This window comes from Staphylococcus sp. ACRSN (assembly GCF_022346615.1).
Lineage (GTDB): Bacteria > Bacillota > Bacilli > Staphylococcales > Staphylococcaceae > Staphylococcus.
Genome location: NZ_JAKRNS010000018.1, coordinates 1 through 21,206, shown reverse-complemented (window position 1 = coordinate 21,206; position 21,206 = coordinate 1). Strand labels below are relative to the sequence as shown.

Sequence of the window (21,206 nt, the reverse complement as noted above, 5' to 3'; positions counted from 1 at the left end):
AGTTATATAATCGACTTTGACAATGTAAATAGGAGGAATAAGTTTATGAAAAATTTGAACTTGCTCGATGGTCAAGTATTACCTCAAATTGGTTTTGGTACATACAAATTAAATGGTTCTGAAGGTGTACATGCTATAGTAAATGCACTTAATCAAGGTTATACAGTGCTTGATACCGCGTATAATTATGAAAATGAAGGTACTGTAGGACGTGCAATCGAAAGCAGTCATGTATCTCGAAATCAAATCATTATCACTTCTAAATTACCAGGACGTTATCAAGATTATGATGCTGCAATTACAGCAATTCAAGAATCTGTTTATCGTTTAAATGTAGATTACATTGATTTATACTTAATCCACTGGCCTAATCCTAAACAAGGAAAATATGTTGAAGCATGGAAAGCATTAATTGATGCCCAAAAAGCAGGTTTAGTAAAATCAATTGGTGTATGTAATTTCACACAAGAGCATATCGAAACACTTGAGCGTGAAACAGGCGTATTACCTGTAGTTAACCAAATTGAATTACATCCTTACTTTAATCAAAAAGAAATGATTCAATTTAACAAGGATAAAGGAATTATCACAGAAGCTTGGAGTCCACTAGGTCGAGCTTCAAAGGTAATTAATGATGAAAATATCGCTGCTATTGCCGAAAAATATAATAAAACCATTCCTCAAATTATTTTGAGATGGCATGTTCAAAATGGTGTTGTTCCTATTCCAAAATCAACATCTATTACTAGACAAATACAAAATAAAGATGTGTTTGATTTTGAGTTAACAGATGAAGATTTAATTAAAATCGATAATTTAACTCAAAAAGATGGTAGATTAAAAGGTCAAGATCCTGATACTTACGAAGAATTTTAATTTATAAGATTAAAAATACACTATTTTAGATATTTGAAAATTATATTGTTTAATTTTCAGTAAATTTGAAAAACTTTATGAAAAGCAGTTTACATGATATAAAAGCATATGTATAATGTGAATCATAAACAAAAAATTAAATAGTTTTGATGAGGCGCATCAATCATTAGTAAATTTTAGTAGAACCTGTCTGCTAGCAGCTAATTTTGAAAGGGTGAGATGCCGAAACAGTTATAATAGCAGCTTATAACACGTTGGACTTTATGGTTAAGAGCTAAGAGTCTGTCATTATTTTAAAATAATGGAGTGCATCACTTGTATATATTAATGAACAGGTTCGCAACTCCGAACTTGTTCTTTTTTTATATTACTGTGATTCTCCCCTATCAACGAGGAGGATATAGAAATTGGAAAGAAGTGTTTTGAAATTTGGAGGTTCTTCAGTTAGTGATTTTTCAAAAATAAAAAATATAGCTGAAATGTTAAAAAATAGAGTGGAACAAGGTGAACAACTTATCGTTGTTGTTAGTGCGATGGGTAAAACAACCGACGAATTAATGGAGAATGTTTCAACATTAACGACCACACCAAAAGACCAAGAATTGGCCCTGTTACTTACTACTGGTGAGCAACAAACAGTTTCTTATCTATCAATGGTACTTAATGACATTGGTGTCCCAGCAAGAGCAATGACTGGTTATCAAGCTGGTATAAAAACTACTGGTCATCATCTAAAAAGTCGGATAGCAGAAATTGATCCTGAAACATTTAATCAATCATTTTACGATCATGATGTGCTAGTTGTTGCAGGTTTCCAAGGTATAAATGATGATTTAGAAATTACAACACTCGGTCGAGGCGGCTCAGATACAACTGCTGTTGCTTTAGCAGCAAGTAATCAAACAGCTTGCGAAATTTATACAGATGTTGATGGTGTCTATGCGACAGATCCGAGAGTATTTAAAGATGCAAGACGATTAGATTATGTATCTTATGAAGAAATGATGGAAATGAGTGCGTTGGGTGCTGGTGTATTAGAAACAAGAAGTGTTGAACTCGCGAATAATTACAATATTCCACTTTATTTAGGAAGAACTTTATCAAATGTGAAAGGAACATGGATTATGCCACAAACAGAAATATTAGAGAAAAAAGCAGTGACTGGTGTAGCATTAGATACACATATGATGCATGTTACGATTAGTTATCCCCTACCGGATAATAAATTGTTAACATCACTATTTAACGAATTAGAAGCTGGTTCGGTTAATGTAGATATGATTTCTCAAATTATTAACTTGGAAGGATTGCAAATGTCCTTTACTATAAAAGATACAGATGTAATACAAATCACAAATATTTTTGAAACCTTAACAGAATCTTATAGCGCTTTAGACTTCAAGATAAATGAAGATTACGTTAAAATTTCATTAATTGGTTCCGGTATGCGTGATATGTCAGGTGTTGCTTCAAAAACTTTTCTCACATTAATTGAAAATGATATTCCGTTTTATCAAACAACGACATCAGAAATTAGCATCTCAAGTGTGATTGATGCAGAGAATGGTGAACGTGCTGTTCATGCTTTATATAAAGCTTTTGAAATCTGAATTTTCTAAAATTTTTATAAAAATCAAATTATAATTGGAGTGTAATAATTATGACAAAATTAGCAATAGCAGGTGCAACAGGTTTAGTAGGAAGAAATATGTTAGAAACAATAGATCGTAAAGGTGTTACTTTTGATGAACTTGTGTTGTTCTCATCAGCACGATCTGCAGGCAGAGAAGTTGAATTTCAAGGTAAAACATATATTGTACAAGAATTAACAGAAGAAGCAGCAAGCGAACATTATGATTATGTATTGATGAGTGCAGGTGGAAGTACAAGTGAACATTTCTCCCCTATCTTCGAACAAGCTGGCGCTATTGTTATAGACAATTCGAGTCAATGGAGAATGACTGAAGGTATTGATTTGATTGTACCTGAAGTTAATGAACCTGTGTTAGAACGTAAGATTATTGCGAATCCAAATTGTTCAACAATTCAATCAGTTGTTCCATTGAAACTATTACAAGAAGCGTTTGGTTTGAGTCGTGTTGCATATACAACGTATCAAGCTGTTTCTGGTTCGGGCGTTAAGGGTAAACAAGATTTAGCAGAAGGAGCTAATGGTAAAGCGCCTGAAGCATATCCACATCCTATTTATAATAATGTATTACCACAAATCGATGTATTTTTAGAAGATGGTTACACTAAAGAAGAGCAAAAAATGATTGATGAAACACGAAAAATCTTAAAAGACGACGATTTGAAAGTAACTGCTACATGTGTTCGAGTGCCTGTACAAGATAGCCACAGTGTTCATATGAGTGTGACGTTGGATAAGGAAGCGACTGTTTCAGATATCCAACAACTATTTGATAAAGATGATCGTGTTGTATTAATAGATAATCCGGAAAAAAATGAATATCCATTAGCAATTAACTCTACTGGCAAAGATGAAATTTTTGTTGGAAGAATTCGCAGAGATGATTCTTTAGATAATACATTCCATGTATGGTGTACTTCAGACAACTTATTGAAAGGTGCAGCATTGAACGCAGTACAAATTCTTGAGCAAGTAATGAGTTTGAAAGGAGTAAAATAATATGGCGCATATTTTTGAGGGCGTTGGTGTAGCCCTAACCACACCATTCACACATAATGAAGTCGATTACGATGCATTAAGAAAACATTTGGCATACTTGTTAGAAAATAACGCGAAATCAATTGTAGTAAATGGTACGACTGCTGAAAATCCAACACTAACAGATGAAGAAAAAGAACATGTGTTAGAAGTTGTGGTAAATTATGTTGATGGTCGTATTCCTGTTATAGCAGGTACAGGGACTAACAATACTCAAAAATCAATCCAAGCATCTGTAAGAGCGCGTGAAATTGGCGCAGATGCAATTATGCTAATTACACCGTATTATAATAAGACAAGTCAACGTGGTTTGATTGAACATTTCACTACAATAGCTGATGCTGTGAAACTTCCAGTTGTATTATACAATGTACCGTCACGAACAAATATGACAATAGAACCTGATACAGTAGAAAAATTAAGTCAAAATGAATATATTGTAGCGCTTAAAGATGCAACAAATGATTTTGAATACTTAGAAGCTTTAAAATCTCGTTTAGATTTAAATGAATTTGCATTATTTAGTGGTAATGATGATAATATTGTTGAATATTATAACAGAGGTGGACATGGCGTAATATCGGTTGTTGCAAATGTGATACCGAGTACTTTCCAATCCATATACGACGCTAAACAACAAGGGAAAAATATAGAAACGCAATTTAAACCAGTTAAAACATTATTAGATGCTTTAGCAGTTGATGTAAATCCTGTACCAATTAAGGTATTAACAACAGTTGAAGGTTTTGGCAATTACGAAGTAAGGTTGCCACTTGTAACACTAGAAGAACAAGATAAAAAAGAATTAGAAACAGCTTACGAACAATTTAAAGCAGGTGAACAAGTGTGAAGATATTATTAATTGGTTATGGTGCAATGAATGAGCGTGTGGCTAGATTAGCAGAAGAAAAAGGACATGAAATCAGTGGTATTGTTGTGAAAAACAATGAGAAATCATACCCCTACCCTACTTTCAACAAAATTTCTGATGTGACAGATGCAGAGGTAGCGATTGATTTTTCAAATCCAGAACTACTATTACCATTATTAGATGATGATTTTGAATTACCATTAGTTATTGCAACTACAGGTGAAAAGGAAGAAATCATTAATAAATTACAGGTATTAGGTGAAAAAATGCCAGTTTTCTTTAGTGCTAACATGAGTTATGGTGTGCATGCACTAACTAAAATTTTAGAAGCTGCTGTACCTCTATTAGAGGATTTTGATATTGAATTAACTGAAGCGCATCATAATAAAAAAGTAGATGCACCGAGTGGTACACTCGTTAAACTATATGATGTGATAAAGGAATTAAGAGAACAATCAACACCGGTTTATGATCGTCATGAAAATAATGAGAAGAGATCACAAGAAGAAATTGGTATTCATGCAGTACGTGGTGGTACAATCGTTGGACAGCACGATGTATTATTTGCAGGAACAGATGAAACGATTGAAATTACCCATCGCGCGCAATCTAAAGATATATTTGCGAATGGTGCAATCGGTGCTGCAGAAAAATTAGTGAACAAAGAAAATGGTTATTACACATTTAACAACTTATAAAACTCAAGGAGCGTATTAAATTATGGTACAACATTTAACGGCAGAAGAAATTATTCAATATATTAGTGATGCAAAAAAGACAACACCAATTAAAGTATATGCAAATGGAAACTTTAACGATGTAACTTTCCCAGAAAACTTTAAAGTTTTTGGTTCTGAAGATTCAAAAGTAATCTTCTGTGAAGCGGATGATTGGAAACCATTTTACGAACAACATCAAAATGCATTTACTGAGTTAGAAATCGAAATGGATCGTCGTAACTCTGCAATTCCATTAAAAGATTTAACAAATACGAATGCTCGTATTGAACCAGGTGCATTTATCAGAGAACAAGCTATTATTGAAGACGGAGCAGTTGTGATGATGGGTGCAACAATTAACATCGGAGCAGTTGTTGGTGAAGGAACTATGGTAGATATGAATGCTACGCTTGGCGGACGAGCAACAACTGGTAAGAACGTACATGTCGGAGCTGGATCAGTACTTGCAGGTGTAATTGAGCCACCTAGTGCCTCACCTGTTGTAATTGAGGATAATGTATTGATTGGTGCTAATGCTGTTATTCTTGAAGGTGTACGTGTTGGTGAAGGCGCAGTAGTAGCTGCTGGAGCAATTGTTACCCAAGATGTTCCAGCAGGAGCAGTTGTAGCAGGTACGCCAGCTAAAGTAATCAAGCAAACAAGTGAAGTTGAAGATTCTAAACGTGAAATCGTCTCAGCATTAAGAAAATTAAATGACTAATATAAATTAAAGATTCACTAATTGAAATGAGTAAAACAGTTTTGTGTTATGTTGTTTTTACTCAATATTATCGGAGGATAAAGATACTTTTGGTTAATGGTACGTCATTTTACGCCATTAACTTACAATTTCTTTTCCTCCATTTTTTGAAAATTTATATACATAGTATAAGCACAGCCTTTTATTTTAATTAAGCTGCATGAATTCAATTATTTAATTGACAATAATATAAAAAGGATATGATCTTAAATGAATGAATTAGAATTCGTTACAAAACATAGAAGACATTTACATCAACATCCAGAGTTAAGTCTCCATGAATATGAGACGACAACTTATATAGCGTCATTTTTAGATGGACTAGGAGTAAGATACAATCGCCCTTTAGAAACGGGATTAGTAGCCTTTCTTGAAGGAAATAGTGGACGAACTATTGCTTACCGTGCCGATATCGATGCCCTTCCAATTTTTGAAGAAAATGATGTTTCATATAAAAGTTTAAACGATAATGTTATGCATGCATGTGGTCACGATGGTCATACAACGGCACTTATGTTATTTGTTAAACGTTGTAAAGCATTGGCTGATAAAGGTGAGCTACCGCATAATGTTGTATTTATATTCCAACCTGCTGAAGAAACAGGTGGTGGCGCAAATCGCCTCATCAAAGCTGGTGCGTTTGAAACATATGATATTGAAGCGGTATTTGGCATTCATGTCATGCCTTTTGAGGATGAAGGCAAGGTTGTTATTAGAGATGAAGAGATTACTGCAAGTGCAACTGAATACAGATTCTTTCTACATGGGTTATCTAGTCATGTTGCCGATAAAGAACAAGGCCATTCTTGCGGAGAAGCTTTGCAACATGTGTTAGCACAAGTTGCTCAAATTCAACAATATCATTTAAATGGCTTGAAACGTAATATAGTTCACATGGGTCATTTTGAAGCTGGTGAAGCAATCAATACAGTTCCTAGCAATGGATATTTAGAAGGTACTATAAGAACGTATGATGTAAAAGATTTAGCTATTGTGAAACAGCAAATGCATAAAATATCCGAAAGTGTTAAATTATTATTCAATGTAGAGTGTGAAGTCAAATTTGAAGAAGGTTACCCACCTACTTACAATGATCCTTCATTAAAGCAAAAAGTGACACAAGGATTAACTGAAGCGAATTTTGAAATTATTGATAAACCTACGCCTTATTTATTTGGGGAAGACTTTAGTTTTTATAGTCAATTTGCACCAAGTTATTTTGTATTTGTTGGCGTACGTGATGAATCTAAAGGCTATGTTACAGGATTGCATACGGCAACATTAAATTTCAATGAACATATGTTGATTCGTGTGGCAGATTATTATGAACAATTATTAAAAACGTATAGTGAGGTGTAATGTAAATGACTGCTATTTGGTCAGTAGAAACAGCAGAATTTAAAAAGAATGCAGAAAATGTTGTTGATAATAATAATATTATGGCGGTAGTTAAAAATAACGCTTATCATTATGGTTTGAATTTTGCAGTTGAGCAATTTTTAAAAATTGGTATTAATACATTTAGTACGACATCATTAAAGGAAGCAATACGAATTAGACAAATCGCACCTGAGGCTACTATTTTCTTGATGAATGCTGTTTATGACTTCGACGCCGTTAGAGATAATGAGATTCACATGACTTTACCATCATTACAATATTATTATGATTATATCGATGATTTACATGATATTCATGTGCATTTAGAATTTGAAAACTTATTACATCGTTCAGGATTAAAAACAGTCGATGAAATAAAGGAAGTATTACAACATCATGCACAAAATAAAAACACTTTAAAAATGCATATTTCAGGATTGTGGACTCATTTTGGATATGCAGATGAATTTGAAGTTCCAGATTATGATATTGAAAAAGCTGCATGGCTTGAAGTTGTCGATACATTGTTACAAGATGGATACCAATTTGATATGATTCATGCGCAAAATAGTGCTAGCTATTATCGTGAAGGCTATGTTTTGCCCCATCATACGCATGCCCGTGTGGGTATTGCACTCTATGGATCTAGACCTTATAGTACTTTGGATGAATCTATGATTACACAATCTCTCACAGTTAAAGGGAATGTGATTCAAATACGCGAAGTACAAAACGGTGATTATTGTGGTTATAGTTTTGCATATGAGGCGACTAAAAATAATACAAAGCTTGCTGTAGTTGATGTTGGATATGGTGATGGTATTTTAAAATCAAGGGCGAAACATGATGCATTAATCAATGGTAAACGTTATCCAATAAGAGCTTTAATGATGAGTCATATGTTTGTAGAGGTTGATTCAGAAGTACATGCACAAGATGAAGTTATACTATATAATAATGATATACGCGTTGATGAATTTACATTTAAAGGTGTAGGTGCAAATTCCGAACAACTCAGCGCAATGAATCATGACTCACTAATAAAGGAGTATAGATAAAATGGTAGTAGAATATAACAATAATGGCGAACTAACAATGGGTGGTACAAGTCTTAAAACAATCGCACAAAGCTTTGGTACCCCTACTATAGTATATGATGAAGTACAAATCAGGAATCAAATGAGACGTTACCATGAAGCTTTTAAAGCGAGTGGATTAACTTATAATATATCTTATGCATCTAAAGCATTTACGTGTATCCAAATGGTTAAGCTTGTACAAGAAGAAGGTCTTGAATTGGATGTAGTATCTGAAGGTGAACTCTATACTGCATTAGAAGCTGGATTTGACCCGCAACATATCCATTTTCATGGTAACAATAAAACGAAACACGAAATTCAATATGCATTAGAAAGTAAAGTTGGCTATATTGTTATAGATTCATTAGAGGAAATTGATATAATTGATCGATTTGCAAGTGAAACAGTCAATGTAGTATTGCGATTAAATCCTGGCGTAGAAGCACACACACATGAATTTATCCAGACTGGTCAAGAAGATAGCAAATTCGGTTTATCTATCAAATATGGATTGGCTATTGAGGGCGTTAACAAAGTATTGGATTCAAAACGCTTGAATTTAAAAGGTGTCCACTTCCATGTTGGCTCACAAATTGAAGGTACTGAAGCCATGATTGAAACTGCTAAAATTGTAATCACTTGGTTAAAAGAAAATGATATTAATGTTGAATTGATTAATCTTGGTGGTGGTTTTAGTATACGATATGTCGAAGGTGATGTGAGTTTCCCTATCGAAGATGGTATCAAGGAAATCACAGAAGCCATTAAGGACATTGCTCAAGAAGCAAATTATCCAATTCCGGAAATTGGTATTGAACCAGGTCGTTCCATTGTTGGTGAGGCAGGTATTACTTTGTATGAAGTTGGTACTATTAAGGATATACCAGGTGTTAATAAATATGTATCGATTGATGGTGGTATGAGTGATCATATTCGTACAGCATTATACGATGCAAGTTACGAAGCCTTACTAGTGAATAGAAATGATGAAGCGGATGAAACAGTTACACTTGCTGGTAAGCTTTGTGAATCAGGTGATATTATTATTAAAGAAGCGCAATTACCAAGTACAGTCAAACGCGGTGATTACCTTGCTATACTTTCGACAGGTGCTTATCATTATTCAATGGCATCAAATTATAATCAAATGCAAAAGCCATCTGTGTTCTTCTTAAAAGATGGTAAAGCGAGAGAAGTTATAAAAAGACAAACATTAAGACAACTTATTATTAATGATACAAAATAATAAAAATTTATAATATAAATAAATGAAACCACAATCATTTAGTGATGCTTGTGCACTAAAACTTTCCATAGTTTAACATAGTGCACTTGTGATACTAGCGATTGTGGTTTGTTTTTAATATCCGATAATTATCAAATTATTGAATATATCTTTATTACTTTAAAAGTATGTAAATAAAAAACACGCACATTTTTGAAATGTGCGTGTTTTTTATGAGTCTTCAGATTTATTATTATATAAAATTGATGCAATACCTAGACCTAACAATATTAATGTAAATATATATATTGAGTAATTATTAGTATCAATTATAACCTTAAATACAACAAAGTGTATAACTGCTATAATAAAGTATACTGGTATAAAACCTTTAGACCAAAATATTGAGTTCTTCATCATTAAGACCTCTTTTCATTACTTAAAACAGGAAGAACCTGTAAATCGCACAAATAATACACTGAACACCTTGTATGAATAGTGTTTGGATATATTCCGTGACTTATCTATATATAATTTGAACTTAGAAAGCTATTTATTAATAAAAAAAGAACCTTTAACAAGGTTCTTTACAAATAGTCAATATTTCAATTTATAATTATAGTTTAGCAACGTTTGCAGCTTGGGGACCGCGATCGCCTTCAACTACTTCAAATTCAACTGATTGACCTTCTTCTAATGATTTGTAACCTTCTTGGTTAATTGCTGAGAAGTGTACGAATACATCGTTTTCTCCTTCAACTTCGATAAAACCAAAACCTTTTTCAGCGTTAAACCATTTTACTGTACCTTGTTTCATAACTGTGAAACCTCCAAGACTAAAATTCATTCAATATGCGTTATTCGCATATTACAAAAAATACAATTTCACAGTTAAATTCTGTTGACACAATATTCTTTGCAATATGGAATAAAACTATTGCTTAAATATGAGTATAATGCATTTTATTGATAAATGCAATACAAATGTGAAAAAATTATTTATTAAATAACTGGTAAATTAAAATAAACTTCATTATTGTTTAATACAATATAGCTATAAAAAATCTGTAAATCTTCATCACAATCTTTACAAAAACCTAATTCGCAATTGTTGTAAAAAGCATGAATATTATACTTTCCAACTAAATAATTGTCATAATCAATTTTACTTTTGTTTAACAATGCTTGATAATACGTCATCATTTCATCATATGTGTTGAAATCATGTTGTTCAATGATGTGATCTGTCCAGTCACTAAATAACCACCAGCCTTCGTAATCAGCACGAATCTTTGCAACTGTCCACATAATGCCTTCCCCTTTCAATATCAAAATAATATGTTGAATTTCTATAACAAAATATAGTAATTCAAATATATTTTCGGCTAAATACCAATTTTTGTGTTATTGTTTAAAACTACTCCCCACACTAGTTATGTATTACACTATGTAATATATTTTTTAAAGTACTAGTCTATGTTTCGAAATTTTGCCTATGTGTAATATTCTAACGAGTTGATATACAAAATCAAGTTATCTGTCTCATACTTTTGACCGATAGACGATACATATATAAACTCAATTATTAGTTTTGTAGCGTGAAATTGCGTATAATAAAGTTAAGAGGTGATTTTATGCAATGCAAGCATGTAAAAGTTTTTGGCATAGTCCAAGGCGTTGGCTTTCGATACTATACTGAAAGAATTGCACAAAAACATGACATTACTGGAACGGTAGAAAATGTAAATGATTATGTTGAAATTTATGCACAAGGTGAAGAACAATCTTTGGCTAAATTTATCGACTCAGTAACCCAAGGTGCATCCCCTGCTTCGCATGTTGAAGACTATATAATTGAAGAGTTAAATATAAATCATTCTTGGAATAAATTTAGAACAATATAAAGGAAGATGACAATTGAGATATAATATTTCTCGAATTTTTGGGACGATTATTGCATTTCCGGTTGCTGTTATCGCATGGTTTATAAGTATTTTTGCTTTAGATATATACGTTGTCTTTGATTTGCTCATTTCTGCGGTAACATTCTTTGTAGTTTACTTCCCTACTCAACGTCTAACTTCTAGAAAATATTTAAACGAAATTGGCTTATCTCGAAGAGACTATCATTTTGTTAATGGACAATTAAACAATGCACAAGATAAAAATAGAAGAATTCTAAAGTCATTTGTAAACGTCCGAAGTATCAAGGACTTTAGGCAAGTAAATGATATTTATCGTATTTCTCGTGCGATATTTTTGGCTGTGAAGCAAAGACCGTCATCGTTTTTCAAAGTTGAAAGTTTCTTCTATTCACATATTGATAATGCATTAAATTTGATTGAATCATATACAAGATTAGCTAAATCACCTAAAAAGTCTAAAGCGGAAAAACAAAAGCTAGAACAAACACGTATTACTTTAGATGAGGTGAAAAGAACTTTAGTTGCTGATTTAAAACGAATAAATGAAGATGATTACAACATGTTAGATATAGAGATGGAATTAAATAAAATGGAACAGAAGCGAAAAAAGTAAACTAAATGAATGGAGTGAGCTTTGATGGATAGAGAAAAAGACTTTATTAATTCACATCCATTGGATAAATACATCGATGAACGAACGGAAAATCAATCAGAAATAATTAATAAAGCTAAACAATTTTCATCAGAAGAGCAACAAAAAATAGATGAATTGAGTAAGAAAATTAAGCCTATGGATAATGATGATCTATTAAATTATGGAACTGAGGCGCAACAGAAAATGTCTCAATTCTCTCACCGCATCTTAAATGAAGTGCGTACAACAGATGTGGGTCCAGTTGGTGAATCGTTAAATGGATTAATGGGTAAATTAAAATCTGTGAATGCAGACGAGCTGAATCCAGAGAACCAATCAAAATTCAAACGTTTATTCAAACGTACAAAGGCCTCAGTAAATGAAATTTTTTCTAAAATGCAATCAGTAGGGTCACAAATTGATCGTATATCAATTGAGTTAGATAAACATAAAAACAACTTAAAGCAAGATGTGGGAATGTTAGATGAATTATATGATATGAATAAAGATTATTTTGATGAATTATCATTATTTATTGAAGCGGCTAAGAAAAAAAGAGATCAAATTCAACAAGAAGATGTTCCGCAATTAGTAGCTAAAGCTAAATCAACTGGGAATCAGATGGATGTTCAAGCTGCTTCAGATATGGAACAATTTGTTGATAGACTTGATAAGCGCATCTATGACTTACAATTGTCGAGACAAATTGCAATTCAAACTGCACCTCAAATTAGAATGATACAAAATGTGAACCAAGCCTTAGCAGAAAAAATTCAGAGTTCTATTTTGACTAGTATCCCCTTGTGGAAAAATCAAATGTCTATTGCTTTAACGTTAATGAGACAACGAAATGCAGTATCCGCACAAAAAGCAGTCACAGATACAACGAATGATTTGTTGCTGAAAAATTCTGAACTATTGAAACGTAATGCAATCGATACTGCAACGGAAAATGAGCGTGGTGTCGTTGATATTGATACATTGAAAACAACACAGAAAGATATAATTGAAACGATTGAACAAACATTACAAATTCAAGAACAAGGAAGAACAAAGCGACAACAAGCTGAAACAGAGCTTATTGATTTAGAAAATGAATTACAACATCAGTTACTCGATTTAAAAAGACAAAAACATCAATAGCGATGTTTTAAAACGCCTAGTAAAAAATAATGATACACAAAATAAGAGGACTAATCTAAATAATTTAGATTAGTCCTCTTTTATATCGGTATTGAATGAAAGTGAATTTTCATGTGAAAGTTACGATCAAAAATCAAGCTTTTTTATGAACCATTTTTGAAAACAAAAACAAAATAATTTGAGATATTAATAAAGTATAACAATAAAAAAGTCAAATCTAACATAAAAAGAAAACGTCAACTTCTATATTATAACAATAGAAGTTGACGTTTATGATTATTATTCAAGATCTATTTAAAATCATTACTCATTAATATATAGGCTATTCTTTATCATAAACAATTGGAGATTGTTTTTTAACAAATGTAGCTACAATATAACCAACAATTGTAAAAAGAACTGCTATTGGGAACCATTCTAACGAATACTGCTTTAATGGTAAACTATCGATAAAGCTAAGCTTTAACCAACCTTGTGTATGAATAACGCTTAAAATTGAAATAATTGTTACAACTGTTATAGGTACTTGTTGTGCAATTGGCTTTGTTGGTATAAAACTAGCCAATAAAATAAGTAAGACAATCGTAATCGCAACTGGATACACAATGCTTAATACCGGTACAGACATAGTTATCACTGAATTCAAACCTTGATTTGCAAGTATAAAACTAATAATCGTAAAGATGATTACGAATGCTTTATACGATACTTTAGGAAAAATTCTGTGGAAATATTCTGCTACTGCAACTACAAGTCCACAAGCTGTAGTTAAACAAGCAAGTGCCACGATGATACCAAGTAAATATTTACCGAATGTACCGAATCCAACACTCGCCACTGTCGTTAATAAATAGGTACCAATATTTTGATCATTTGATTTAAGACTCGTAATCTTTTCAGAAGATAAATTCATATGATTACCAATATAGCCTAATGACACATAAATAAAGAGTAACGCTACGGCAGCTATTAATCCTGCAATTAAAGTCTGTTTAAAGATTTTATTAGCATGCGTAATACCTGTTGCTTTAACAGCGTTTACTACAATCATTGAGAAAGCGATAGCAGCAATTGCATCCATTGTTAAATAACCGTTTGTAAAACCTTGTGAGAAACCGGTGAAGTTTGATGTGAAACCTTCAGCGGCTTGACTACCAGTATTGCCATGATAATCCATAAAGCCTTTAACAATCATTGCTAATATAGTAATTAATAATAATGGTGTAAGTATTGAACCAATTCTATCAACCATTTTATTAGGATTAATACATAAATATAATACGATTAAGAAGTAGATTACAGTAAATATAAATAATGCAAGACTACTATTTGTATGAGCAATAGGTGTCACTGTCATTTCAAACGATGTTGATGCTGTACGCGGGATTGCGAAAAGTGGTCCTATCGTTAAATATATTATAATTAAGAATACAATAGAAAACTTTGGTGAAATCTTATTTAAAGAACCAATGTAACCTTGTTTATCTAATGCACCCACGATTACGCCAAGTAATGGCAAACCTATACCTGTTAATGCAAACGCAAGGATGGCTGGCCAAAAATATTTACCACTATCTAAACCTAAACTAGGTGGGAAAATAAGATTTCCTGCACCAAAGAACATGGCAAATAAAGTGAAACCTATAATCCAAGTATTTTTATTCATTTTTGTTGCTCCTTCTAAATTAAAAAATAATCTTACCTATTCTATCATGCTTAATAATATTTAGCTATATAAATTTCTGAATATTTAAATAGCTAGGTGAATATTTATTGGTTTATTAAAAAGATTTTAATAGTAATTTTTTCAGTAAAGGAGATAAATGACTAGGTAAGTTTTCAACGCCTTCAACAAATAGTGCATATTGACCATAAATATTATGAATGGTTTGCTCGATATCTTCAGTAATCGTTTCTTGGCTTAAAAATACGTTAAAGACTTCTAAGCCCATTTTTCTTGCAGTTTCTACTGCCTCATAAGTATCTAATATACCATCTTGACTATAATTATAAGCGGATGGCTCCCCATCAGAGAATACAATTAAAAATCGTTGCTTATGAGAACGGCGTAATAAACGATCACTTGCTATTCTGATTGCAACACCATCTCGATTGTCGTCTTGAGGTGTGAGTGCCATAATTCTTGGTCCATTTTTTGGGTTTATCGAGTAATCATAGTTTATTATTTCGTCAATAATATTCGGTTGGTTGCGCTCATCAGCATCAAAAGCATCTTCATTAAATGCAAGTATTTCATGTTTTACATTTAATGATTTTAACGTTTCATGAAAGAGTACAACGCCTTTTATTGTTTCTTCCATTTTATCCTGCATACTTGCCGAAGCATCAATTAATAACGTGAAAGTTGCATCAAAAGTTTGACTTAAATCTTGCTTTTTATAAAATAGTTTATATTGATCATCGATAAACCAATTTAATAAATTCTTTTGCAATCTGCCTTTAGTCAAATTATGACGTGCATCTTGTGATTCTCGATCGATTGCTTTTTTAATTATTTGTATTAAATCTTTAGTTTCAAATTGAACTTGTGTTTCTACTTCTTGATAGCTCGAGATATATTCTGGTAATATATCAGGTTTATTCCATTTAATCTCAACATTGTCATTGATACCAGTTAATGCAAATGCAGGATTGAAACCTACATTCTCTCCACCTTCATCATCACGTTCTGTCGTAGAACCTTTCCCTTTTTTCGATTGCATATCAGTCATGTCATCTGAGGCGTCACCTTCTCTAGCGGTGTCGTTATCACTTAATACTTCACTGTTTTCTCCTTCATGCAATTCCATTTCAAGGTATGCCCCGCCTTCCGAAGCACTATCTTGGTTATTGGACTCCATTTCTTCAGTTACTATATCTTCATCGTTTTTTTCATGCTGATTATGTCCGTCAGCATTACTAGCATCTGTTCTTGTTAAATCTTCGAAGTTTAATTCGTTCATAGCTTCATAAACTTTTTTAGGTAAATGATAATACTCATTAAGCATATCTTCATTTAGTAAATGGTCCATTTGATACATAATACGTTCTGCTAAATACATATTATCTTCAGAGGTTGAATTCTGGAAAAAGTTTGGTAAATATTGATACATTACAAAAACTGCATCATCAATTTGTGAATTAATAACTGGTAAATCATAAAAATTTTCTTGTAGAAATGATTTTTCTAAATTTAAAAATAACAAATCAGTAAAGGTTGTTTTTGTCTTGTATACATTAATTTGTGTTTCAGTAAAATTGAGGCGAATAGAAATTCGCTTTTGGATTGCATATTTTGTAGATGGTCTTTCGCTCATAATTATATTTAGTACACGCATGTCTTCTAGCAATTTAAAGAGCTGTTGGAAAAATTTAGGATGTTCAAATTCGTTATTATGAATAACTTCATTAACAATTTTTTTATCCATCAGTCTATAACCATATGCAGCTAACATTACATCGGTTTTTAATCCGATTGTTTCAATTTCTGATTCTCTATGTGTCCAAAATGAACTCGTAATTAATGAATTTTGAATTGGATCATAATAAGGGAATTTTTGAATTTTTACTTGTGTCTGTTCATTTTTAAGAAGTAACCGAGCTAAATCTTGAAGCATCATCACCTGTTTAGCATCTAGTTGTTCATCATTAAATTTAATAAAGCGATCGCTCATGATTATCCCTCACTAAAAGTTTAATTCTACTGCATTTATTATCGCTTGTTGCTCTCTTTCATCTTCAAGTTTATCAATTATAGTTCGTTTAATTGCTCTTTTGATTGGCATAATAGTTGCTAAATCACTTAAGTCGATTAATGCACGAATACTAGCAGCTTCTTCTGAAATTTGACCTTGTTTGGACATCGTACGTAAATCTTCATTGAATTTAATAATACTATGAATTAACGTTTCGTCTTGTAATTGACTTTGGTTTTTAATGACATCACTTAATATATCACCATCAATGTAATCCACTTCAATAACTACAAAACGATTTTTTAATGCCTCATTCATTGGTAACGTACCGATGTATCCTTCGTTTATCGCAGCAATCACATTGAAACCAGGAGCTGCATTAACAACTTCTCCAGTAAATGGGTTAGTCAATTTTCTACGATAATCTAATACACCGTTTAATATTGGTAATGTTTCAGGCTTAGCCATATTAATTTCATCAATATAGAGTAAATGACCTTCCTTCATTGCCTTTATTACTGGTCCATCTATAAATATTATCTCTTGAGTACCATTGTCCGTGGTTTGTATCGTTTTGAATCCAAGTAAACTTTCTGCATCCAAATCAACTGAACAATTAATTTGATGCATTGGCTTGTTTAATTGTTCACTTAATGATTCTGCCAATTTAGTTTTCCCAGAACCAGTTGGTCCTTTTAGTAAGAGGTTTTTATTTAATTCCATAAGTGAAATTGCATCATTAAATACTGTTTCATCTTTATTTATATATTGTGTATTAGTCATTGTTATTCTCCTTTTGTCGTTCGTTTTCATCTATTTTACTGACACATTAAAAATAGACTGGAATTTGGAATATGAATGCATTGTTTCGGTTACTATTAATAGTGTCCGAAAGTAATATCAAATAATAGTATTATAGCTCACATTTTCTAATTTAAAAAATATGTTAATTATAATGCTATTTTAATTGAAATATTACTAATGCCATTCCAATTTCTAGTCTACAATTGATTGAAAAATGAATAACTGTTTAATTTTAAAGAAAGCTATATGGTTATAGTGTTAATTATTATACTTCTTTAAAATAAGTTTTGTAATAACCACCAACAAGTCCAGAATTGTCGATAATTTGATAATATTCTTCAGTTTCATTAATAACAGAATATTGCTTTCCTACAGTTAACATATCTGATACTTTGAATTTTTGTGCATCTGTATGTGTAACTTCTACTTTTTTTATAGGTGTTCGTTCTTTCCAAGTTTCATGTAACATTTTAAAAATCCTTTCTATTGTTCTTCTAATGTTAATATAAAAGTGATACCGCTATTTTCAGAAATCCTAATGGATCTTTCTCCACTTTGATCAAGACTTTGATATTTTATACCGATTGATTCTAATTGGTCAATTGCATGCTGGAATTGTGATTTAGATTCCGTTGCAAATTCAATTTGTTCTACAATACCATGCTCAGGCAACTCCAAGGGGATATCTGAGGCATGAACATGTAGCTCTCCACCCAGTCCACCATCGCCAATTTGGAATACTTGTACTTTATAATCTGAATTTACTGATGGTGTATATTCAGCGAAATGTATTAATCCAAAAACTTCTGTTAATACAGATTGAGTAAGTAACAACTCATTAACTCTTATCATTACTGGACCTAAGCCTTGTATTTGATGTAATGGGTTTACAGTACTGTCAAATGTCGGCATACCAAGTGGTGTACCAGTATTATGTTCATTTGAATATATATTAAAGGGTTGATGATTACTATCTTTAAAGTTGAAGTATTTATGTCCATTTAAATCAGTAATTGCTTCATATTTGATTTGATGTTGCGTTAAAATATCTTGATATTCTGCGAGTCCTTCGTCGCTTGGGATACGAAGACCAATATTTTCAATATGATTATTACGATTATCATAATTAGGTATTTCGACAAAATGTAACCTTGTCCCAGAATTTAATTCAGCATCTCCAAAACGAAGGGCTTGTCCCTTTTCTGCAACATTTAGTCCGAGTATATCATTAAATAACGTTTTAGTTTTCGTTAAATCACTTGTACCGGTTGTAACACTTCTAAGACCATTCATTAAATGTACCCCTCTATTTTTGTCTTTTCATCTTATTATAACGTATTTTTATATATATTTGTATGACGAACAGTAGTTCTATTCGTATGTTCACAAAATTATAATTAAATAGCATTGGATATAAGCTTAAAATGTATTAAAATGTATATATCATAAAATATAAAATTTAGGTAAAATGTATATTTAAGTAAAAGTGAAGGGGCGTAATTTTATGTCTGGTATTTGGGTTATTTTTGCAATCACAGTATTAATTGCGGTTTATGCAGGAATCACTTTCGTTTCTAATTTAAATAGTAAACAGAAAGCCAAGGGATCTGCAAAATCTAATAACAATATTTATGGAATTGTTTTTCTAGTATTTTTAATTATTGCACTGATTGAGCTATTTGTTTTTATTGCTTAATTAATGAAAGTGGAATATAAATATAGATAAGTATTTAACAATTTGAATTTTTAAAATGAAAAGTAGTCCTTAGAACATATTCTGTTTCTGGGGACTACTTTTTTGTATATTTTTATTCATAATATTTTTGGAACAATGTTTTAATAATAAAATAGGCACAAGCACTATAAATTAAAGCGATTAATACTGTACTCAAAAAATAGATGTCTGTGAATTGTAATTGATCAGATGTTAATAAATTTATGAAATTATCTATTGGTGGAAAAACCCACAAAATCCATTTTAATAAAGGCAAGCTTTCAATTAGTAATGACTTGGTAAGTATAACTACAATAATGAACACCGTAAGTAGCCATGTATATTTTTTATTTTTTGCCATTGTATTAGTAACAAAAGTACCTATTAAAACACCGAAAATACTCATTAAACAATGTACTGTAAGTCCAATCAATAGTAAATTAATAGATAGCATTTTATCAAATGCACCGATTAATATTGGATAAACAATTGCAACCACAATTAATGGAACACTAAAAAGTAATAAATATAAAATTTTATTATTGAGGTACTTTGTTTTACTTTGCAATTGGGTGTATAAAATATGACGCTCATTTGTACTGTCATGATTAAAATTAATAATAGTAATCCAAGTCATCATAATAAATAATATAATAGCTGTAGAACCAAAGCTTGATAAAATGGGTATATTTCTATAAATATATATACCTACTACACCAAGTAAAAAAATAAAGACTGGTGCTATATACAAATAAGATTTCATAAATTTTGAATTTTCATATTTTATAAATGTTGTGAGCATAGTTACAGTTCCTTTACTTCTATAATTTCATAATTATTGTTGATTAATGATTTTAGTAATTGATTACTTTCTGTTTTCAATACATTTATAACGATTACATTATTATCTGAATTCGTTTTGCTATAGACGAATTGTTGTACCTCATCTGGAAAAGCAATATCCCTATTTAAAATAGATATTTGTTTTAATTTAAAATGTCCTTTAGCTTGAACTGCTCCCAATTGCTTGGAATTTAAATCTAATACATGTGTAACGATTGAGTTTTCAACAGTATGATTATGTGCAGTTAAGATAATAGTTTTATTCGTTGCAAGACTAGATAAATAATTTATGAATGCATGTTCTGTTGAATAATCTAAACCAGAGAACGGCTCGTCAAAAATTAATATATCTGCATTGCTTAATAAGCATTGGATAATATTAACCTTTTGCAAAGATCCTTTTGATAGTTGAGTTAAAGGTGTATAACGATAAGAATTTAAATTAAATCTATCAATAAGTCCATTTAAATCTTCATTATTTAGGTTGTTCGTTTTGTTTTTATGAAGTTGAAGCATGTAATTTAAATATGCATCTACTGTTAATTTAATGTTTTTAGGAAATGCATCAGGTGTGTAACTTATTGTATATGTACAATCGATTTGTCCTTTTGTAGGTGGAATCAATTTAGCTAATAGTTTTAATGTAATGCTTTTTCCTACGCCGTTTTGCCCTTTTACTAAAGTTATAGAATGTTTAGGTATTGTGAAGGATAAGTTATCAATAATACGCTTTTGTTTATTAAAATATTTGGATATATTCTTAACCTTTATAGCATGTTCCATATTATTTCACCCTTTTGTTATTACATAAAATAAGTTATTTAACTTTTATGTTGAAAAATATTTATC

23 protein-coding genes and 1 riboswitch are annotated in these 21,206 nt (G+C 31.4%); of the genes, 13 read left to right on the top strand and 10 right to left on the bottom strand.

Translation table 11 applies throughout. The annotated features are described in order from the left end of the window. Positions 1–45: 45 nt before the first annotated feature. The 9 genes from MHZ36_RS13470 to lysA all read left to right on the top strand — a co-directional run bounded on the left by MHZ36_RS13470 (position 46) and on the right by lysA (position 9,620). Positions 46–876 (top strand): aldo/keto reductase, encoded by an 831-nt coding sequence (locus MHZ36_RS13470; RefSeq protein ID WP_239232219.1) that lies wholly within the window; start codon positions 46–48, stop codon positions 874–876. 141 nt (positions 877–1,017) lie between these two features. Beyond that, positions 1,018–1,196: riboswitch (Lysine riboswitch) on the top strand. 87 nt (positions 1,197–1,283) lie between these two features. Next, positions 1,284–2,486, top strand: a complete 1,203-nt coding sequence (locus MHZ36_RS13465) for an aspartate kinase (RefSeq protein ID WP_239232218.1) — start codon at positions 1,284–1,286, stop codon at positions 2,484–2,486. 50 nt (positions 2,487–2,536) lie between these two features. After that, on the top strand, positions 2,537–3,526 hold the full coding sequence (locus MHZ36_RS13460; protein ID WP_239232217.1) for an aspartate-semialdehyde dehydrogenase: 990 nt from the start codon (positions 2,537–2,539) through the stop codon (positions 3,524–3,526). Between the two features lies 1 nt (position 3,527). Further along, the gene (dapA, locus tag MHZ36_RS13455; RefSeq protein ID WP_239232216.1) at positions 3,528–4,415 is read left to right on the top strand and encodes a 4-hydroxy-tetrahydrodipicolinate synthase; all 888 of its coding nucleotides are present in this window, start codon (positions 3,528–3,530) and stop codon (positions 4,413–4,415) included. Further along, entirely contained in the window at positions 4,412–5,134 is a 723-nt protein-coding gene (gene dapB, locus MHZ36_RS13450; RefSeq protein WP_239232215.1) for a 4-hydroxy-tetrahydrodipicolinate reductase, read from the top strand. Before dapA ends, dapB begins: the two co-directional genes overlap by 4 nt. 22 nt (positions 5,135–5,156) lie before the next feature. After that, positions 5,157–5,876, top strand: a complete 720-nt coding sequence (gene dapD / locus MHZ36_RS13445) for a 2,3,4,5-tetrahydropyridine-2,6-dicarboxylate N-acetyltransferase (RefSeq protein WP_239232214.1) — start codon at positions 5,157–5,159, stop codon at positions 5,874–5,876. A gap of 249 nt (positions 5,877–6,125) precedes the next feature. Next, complete coding sequence (locus tag MHZ36_RS13440) at positions 6,126–7,274, top strand: M20 metallopeptidase family protein (RefSeq protein ID WP_239232213.1); 1,149 nt, start codon at positions 6,126–6,128, stop codon at positions 7,272–7,274. A gap of 5 nt (positions 7,275–7,279) precedes the next feature. Beyond that, the gene (locus MHZ36_RS13435; protein ID WP_239232212.1) at positions 7,280–8,353 is read left to right on the top strand and encodes an alanine racemase; all 1,074 of its coding nucleotides are present in this window, start codon (positions 7,280–7,282) and stop codon (positions 8,351–8,353) included. A gap of 1 nt (position 8,354) precedes the next feature. Next, positions 8,355–9,620 (top strand): diaminopimelate decarboxylase, encoded by a 1,266-nt coding sequence (gene lysA / locus MHZ36_RS13430; protein ID WP_239232211.1) that lies wholly within the window; start codon positions 8,355–8,357, stop codon positions 9,618–9,620. A 210-nt stretch (positions 9,621–9,830) separates the two neighbouring features. Here lysA and MHZ36_RS13425 read toward each other — a convergent pair whose 3' ends face one another. The 3 genes from MHZ36_RS13425 to msaA all read right to left on the bottom strand — a co-directional run bounded on the left by MHZ36_RS13425 (position 9,831) and on the right by msaA (position 10,907). Beyond that, positions 9,831–10,016, bottom strand: a complete 186-nt coding sequence (locus MHZ36_RS13425) for a hypothetical protein (protein WP_239232210.1) — start codon at positions 10,014–10,016, stop codon at positions 9,831–9,833. A gap of 199 nt (positions 10,017–10,215) precedes the next feature. Beyond that, the gene (gene cspA / locus MHZ36_RS13420; protein ID WP_002507639.1) at positions 10,216–10,416 is read right to left on the bottom strand and encodes a cold shock protein CspA; all 201 of its coding nucleotides are present in this window, start codon (positions 10,414–10,416) and stop codon (positions 10,216–10,218) included. 185 nt (positions 10,417–10,601) lie between these two features. Continuing rightward, positions 10,602–10,907 (bottom strand): regulatory protein MsaA, encoded by a 306-nt coding sequence (msaA, locus tag MHZ36_RS13415; protein WP_239232209.1) that lies wholly within the window; start codon positions 10,905–10,907, stop codon positions 10,602–10,604. Between the two features lie 326 nt (positions 10,908–11,233). Here msaA and MHZ36_RS13410 point away from each other — a divergent pair, with 326 nt between their 5' ends. The 3 genes from MHZ36_RS13410 to MHZ36_RS13400 are packed head-to-tail and all read left to right on the top strand — an operon-like array spanning position 11,234 to position 13,301. After that, positions 11,234–11,503, top strand: a complete 270-nt coding sequence (locus tag MHZ36_RS13410; protein ID WP_239232208.1) for an acylphosphatase — start codon at positions 11,234–11,236, stop codon at positions 11,501–11,503. 13 nt (positions 11,504–11,516) lie between these two features. Continuing rightward, positions 11,517–12,137: a 5-bromo-4-chloroindolyl phosphate hydrolysis family protein gene (locus MHZ36_RS13405; protein ID WP_239232207.1), complete on the top strand. Its 621-nt coding sequence runs from the start codon at positions 11,517–11,519 to the stop codon at positions 12,135–12,137. Positions 12,138–12,161: 24 nt separating this feature from the next. Beyond that, positions 12,162–13,301, top strand: a complete 1,140-nt coding sequence (locus MHZ36_RS13400; protein ID WP_239232206.1) for a toxic anion resistance protein — start codon at positions 12,162–12,164, stop codon at positions 13,299–13,301. A 322-nt stretch (positions 13,302–13,623) separates the two neighbouring features. On the opposite strand, the gene brnQ3 is transcribed toward MHZ36_RS13400, so the two are convergent. The 5 genes from brnQ3 to MHZ36_RS13375 form a co-directional block, all read right to left on the bottom strand. Next, positions 13,624–14,967 carry a branched-chain amino acid-like transporter carrier protein BrnQ3 gene (gene brnQ3, locus MHZ36_RS13395; protein ID WP_239232205.1) on the bottom strand — a complete coding sequence of 448 codons (1,344 nt, stop codon included), beginning with the start codon at positions 14,965–14,967 and terminating at the stop codon, positions 13,624–13,626. Positions 14,968–15,082: 115 nt separating this feature from the next. Further along, positions 15,083–16,975, bottom strand: coding sequence for a vWA domain-containing protein (locus MHZ36_RS13390; protein ID WP_239232204.1), 1,893 nt, complete (start codon positions 16,973–16,975; stop codon positions 15,083–15,085). A 12-nt stretch (positions 16,976–16,987) separates the two neighbouring features. After that, positions 16,988–17,779 (bottom strand): ATP-binding protein, encoded by a 792-nt coding sequence (locus MHZ36_RS13385; RefSeq protein WP_239232203.1) that lies wholly within the window; start codon positions 17,777–17,779, stop codon positions 16,988–16,990. A 286-nt stretch (positions 17,780–18,065) separates the two neighbouring features. Continuing rightward, positions 18,066–18,269: a DUF6501 family protein gene (locus MHZ36_RS13380; RefSeq protein WP_239232202.1), complete on the bottom strand. Its 204-nt coding sequence runs from the start codon at positions 18,267–18,269 to the stop codon at positions 18,066–18,068. 14 nt (positions 18,270–18,283) lie between these two features. Next, positions 18,284–19,093 (bottom strand): VOC family protein, encoded by an 810-nt coding sequence (locus MHZ36_RS13375; RefSeq protein WP_239232201.1) that lies wholly within the window; start codon positions 19,091–19,093, stop codon positions 18,284–18,286. Positions 19,094–19,304: 211 nt separating this feature from the next. Between MHZ36_RS13375 and MHZ36_RS13370 the strand changes: the two genes are divergently transcribed. Beyond that, positions 19,305–19,496, top strand: a complete 192-nt coding sequence (locus MHZ36_RS13370) for a Mid2-like cell wall stress sensor domain protein (protein ID WP_239232200.1) — start codon at positions 19,305–19,307, stop codon at positions 19,494–19,496. Between the two features lie 112 nt (positions 19,497–19,608). Here MHZ36_RS13370 and MHZ36_RS13365 read toward each other — a convergent pair whose 3' ends face one another. Together MHZ36_RS13365 and MHZ36_RS13360 are read right to left on the bottom strand one after the other, a co-directional pair. Then, positions 19,609–20,316: an ABC transporter permease gene (locus MHZ36_RS13365; protein WP_239232199.1), complete on the bottom strand. Its 708-nt coding sequence runs from the start codon at positions 20,314–20,316 to the stop codon at positions 19,609–19,611. Between the two features lie 2 nt (positions 20,317–20,318). Then, complete coding sequence (locus tag MHZ36_RS13360) at positions 20,319–21,140, bottom strand: ATP-binding cassette domain-containing protein (protein ID WP_239232198.1); 822 nt, start codon at positions 21,138–21,140, stop codon at positions 20,319–20,321. Positions 21,141–21,206: the final 66 nt, after the last annotated feature.

Excerpts from the sequence above, each read along its gene's own strand:
- MHZ36_RS13360 (WP_239232198.1), bottom strand. The coding sequence starts at position 21,140 with ATGGAACATGCTATAAAGGTTAAGAATATATCCAAATATTTTAATAAA.
- MHZ36_RS13375 (WP_239232201.1), bottom strand. The coding sequence starts at position 19,093 with ATGAATGGTCTTAGAAGTGTTACAACCGGTACAAGTGATTTAACGAAA.
- MHZ36_RS13470 (WP_239232219.1), top strand. The coding sequence starts at position 46 with ATGAAAAATTTGAACTTGCTCGATGGTCAAGTATTACCTCAAATTGGT.
- MHZ36_RS13370 (WP_239232200.1), top strand. The coding sequence starts at position 19,305 with ATGTCTGGTATTTGGGTTATTTTTGCAATCACAGTATTAATTGCGGTT.
- msaA (WP_239232209.1), bottom strand. The coding sequence starts at position 10,907 with ATGTGGACAGTTGCAAAGATTCGTGCTGATTACGAAGGCTGGTGGTTA.
- MHZ36_RS13435 (WP_239232212.1), top strand. The coding sequence starts at position 7,280 with ATGACTGCTATTTGGTCAGTAGAAACAGCAGAATTTAAAAAGAATGCA.
- MHZ36_RS13385 (WP_239232203.1), bottom strand. The coding sequence starts at position 17,779 with ATGACTAATACACAATATATAAATAAAGATGAAACAGTATTTAATGAT.
- MHZ36_RS13365 (WP_239232199.1), bottom strand. The coding sequence starts at position 20,316 with ATGCTCACAACATTTATAAAATATGAAAATTCAAAATTTATGAAATCT.
- MHZ36_RS13460 (WP_239232217.1), top strand. The coding sequence starts at position 2,537 with ATGACAAAATTAGCAATAGCAGGTGCAACAGGTTTAGTAGGAAGAAAT.
- MHZ36_RS13410 (WP_239232208.1), top strand. The coding sequence starts at position 11,234 with ATGCAATGCAAGCATGTAAAAGTTTTTGGCATAGTCCAAGGCGTTGGC.
- MHZ36_RS13400 (WP_239232206.1), top strand. The coding sequence starts at position 12,162 with ATGGATAGAGAAAAAGACTTTATTAATTCACATCCATTGGATAAATAC.
- dapA (WP_239232216.1), top strand. The coding sequence starts at position 3,528 with ATGGCGCATATTTTTGAGGGCGTTGGTGTAGCCCTAACCACACCATTC.
- lysA (WP_239232211.1), top strand. The coding sequence starts at position 8,355 with ATGGTAGTAGAATATAACAATAATGGCGAACTAACAATGGGTGGTACA.
- MHZ36_RS13425 (WP_239232210.1), bottom strand. The coding sequence starts at position 10,016 with ATGAAGAACTCAATATTTTGGTCTAAAGGTTTTATACCAGTATACTTT.
- dapD (WP_239232214.1), top strand. The coding sequence starts at position 5,157 with ATGGTACAACATTTAACGGCAGAAGAAATTATTCAATATATTAGTGAT.
- MHZ36_RS13390 (WP_239232204.1), bottom strand. The coding sequence starts at position 16,975 with ATGAGCGATCGCTTTATTAAATTTAATGATGAACAACTAGATGCTAAA.
- brnQ3 (WP_239232205.1), bottom strand. The coding sequence starts at position 14,967 with ATGAATAAAAATACTTGGATTATAGGTTTCACTTTATTTGCCATGTTC.
- MHZ36_RS13380 (WP_239232202.1), bottom strand. The coding sequence starts at position 18,269 with ATGTTACATGAAACTTGGAAAGAACGAACACCTATAAAAAAAGTAGAA.
- MHZ36_RS13440 (WP_239232213.1), top strand. The coding sequence starts at position 6,126 with ATGAATGAATTAGAATTCGTTACAAAACATAGAAGACATTTACATCAA.
- cspA (WP_002507639.1), bottom strand. The coding sequence starts at position 10,416 with ATGAAACAAGGTACAGTAAAATGGTTTAACGCTGAAAAAGGTTTTGGT.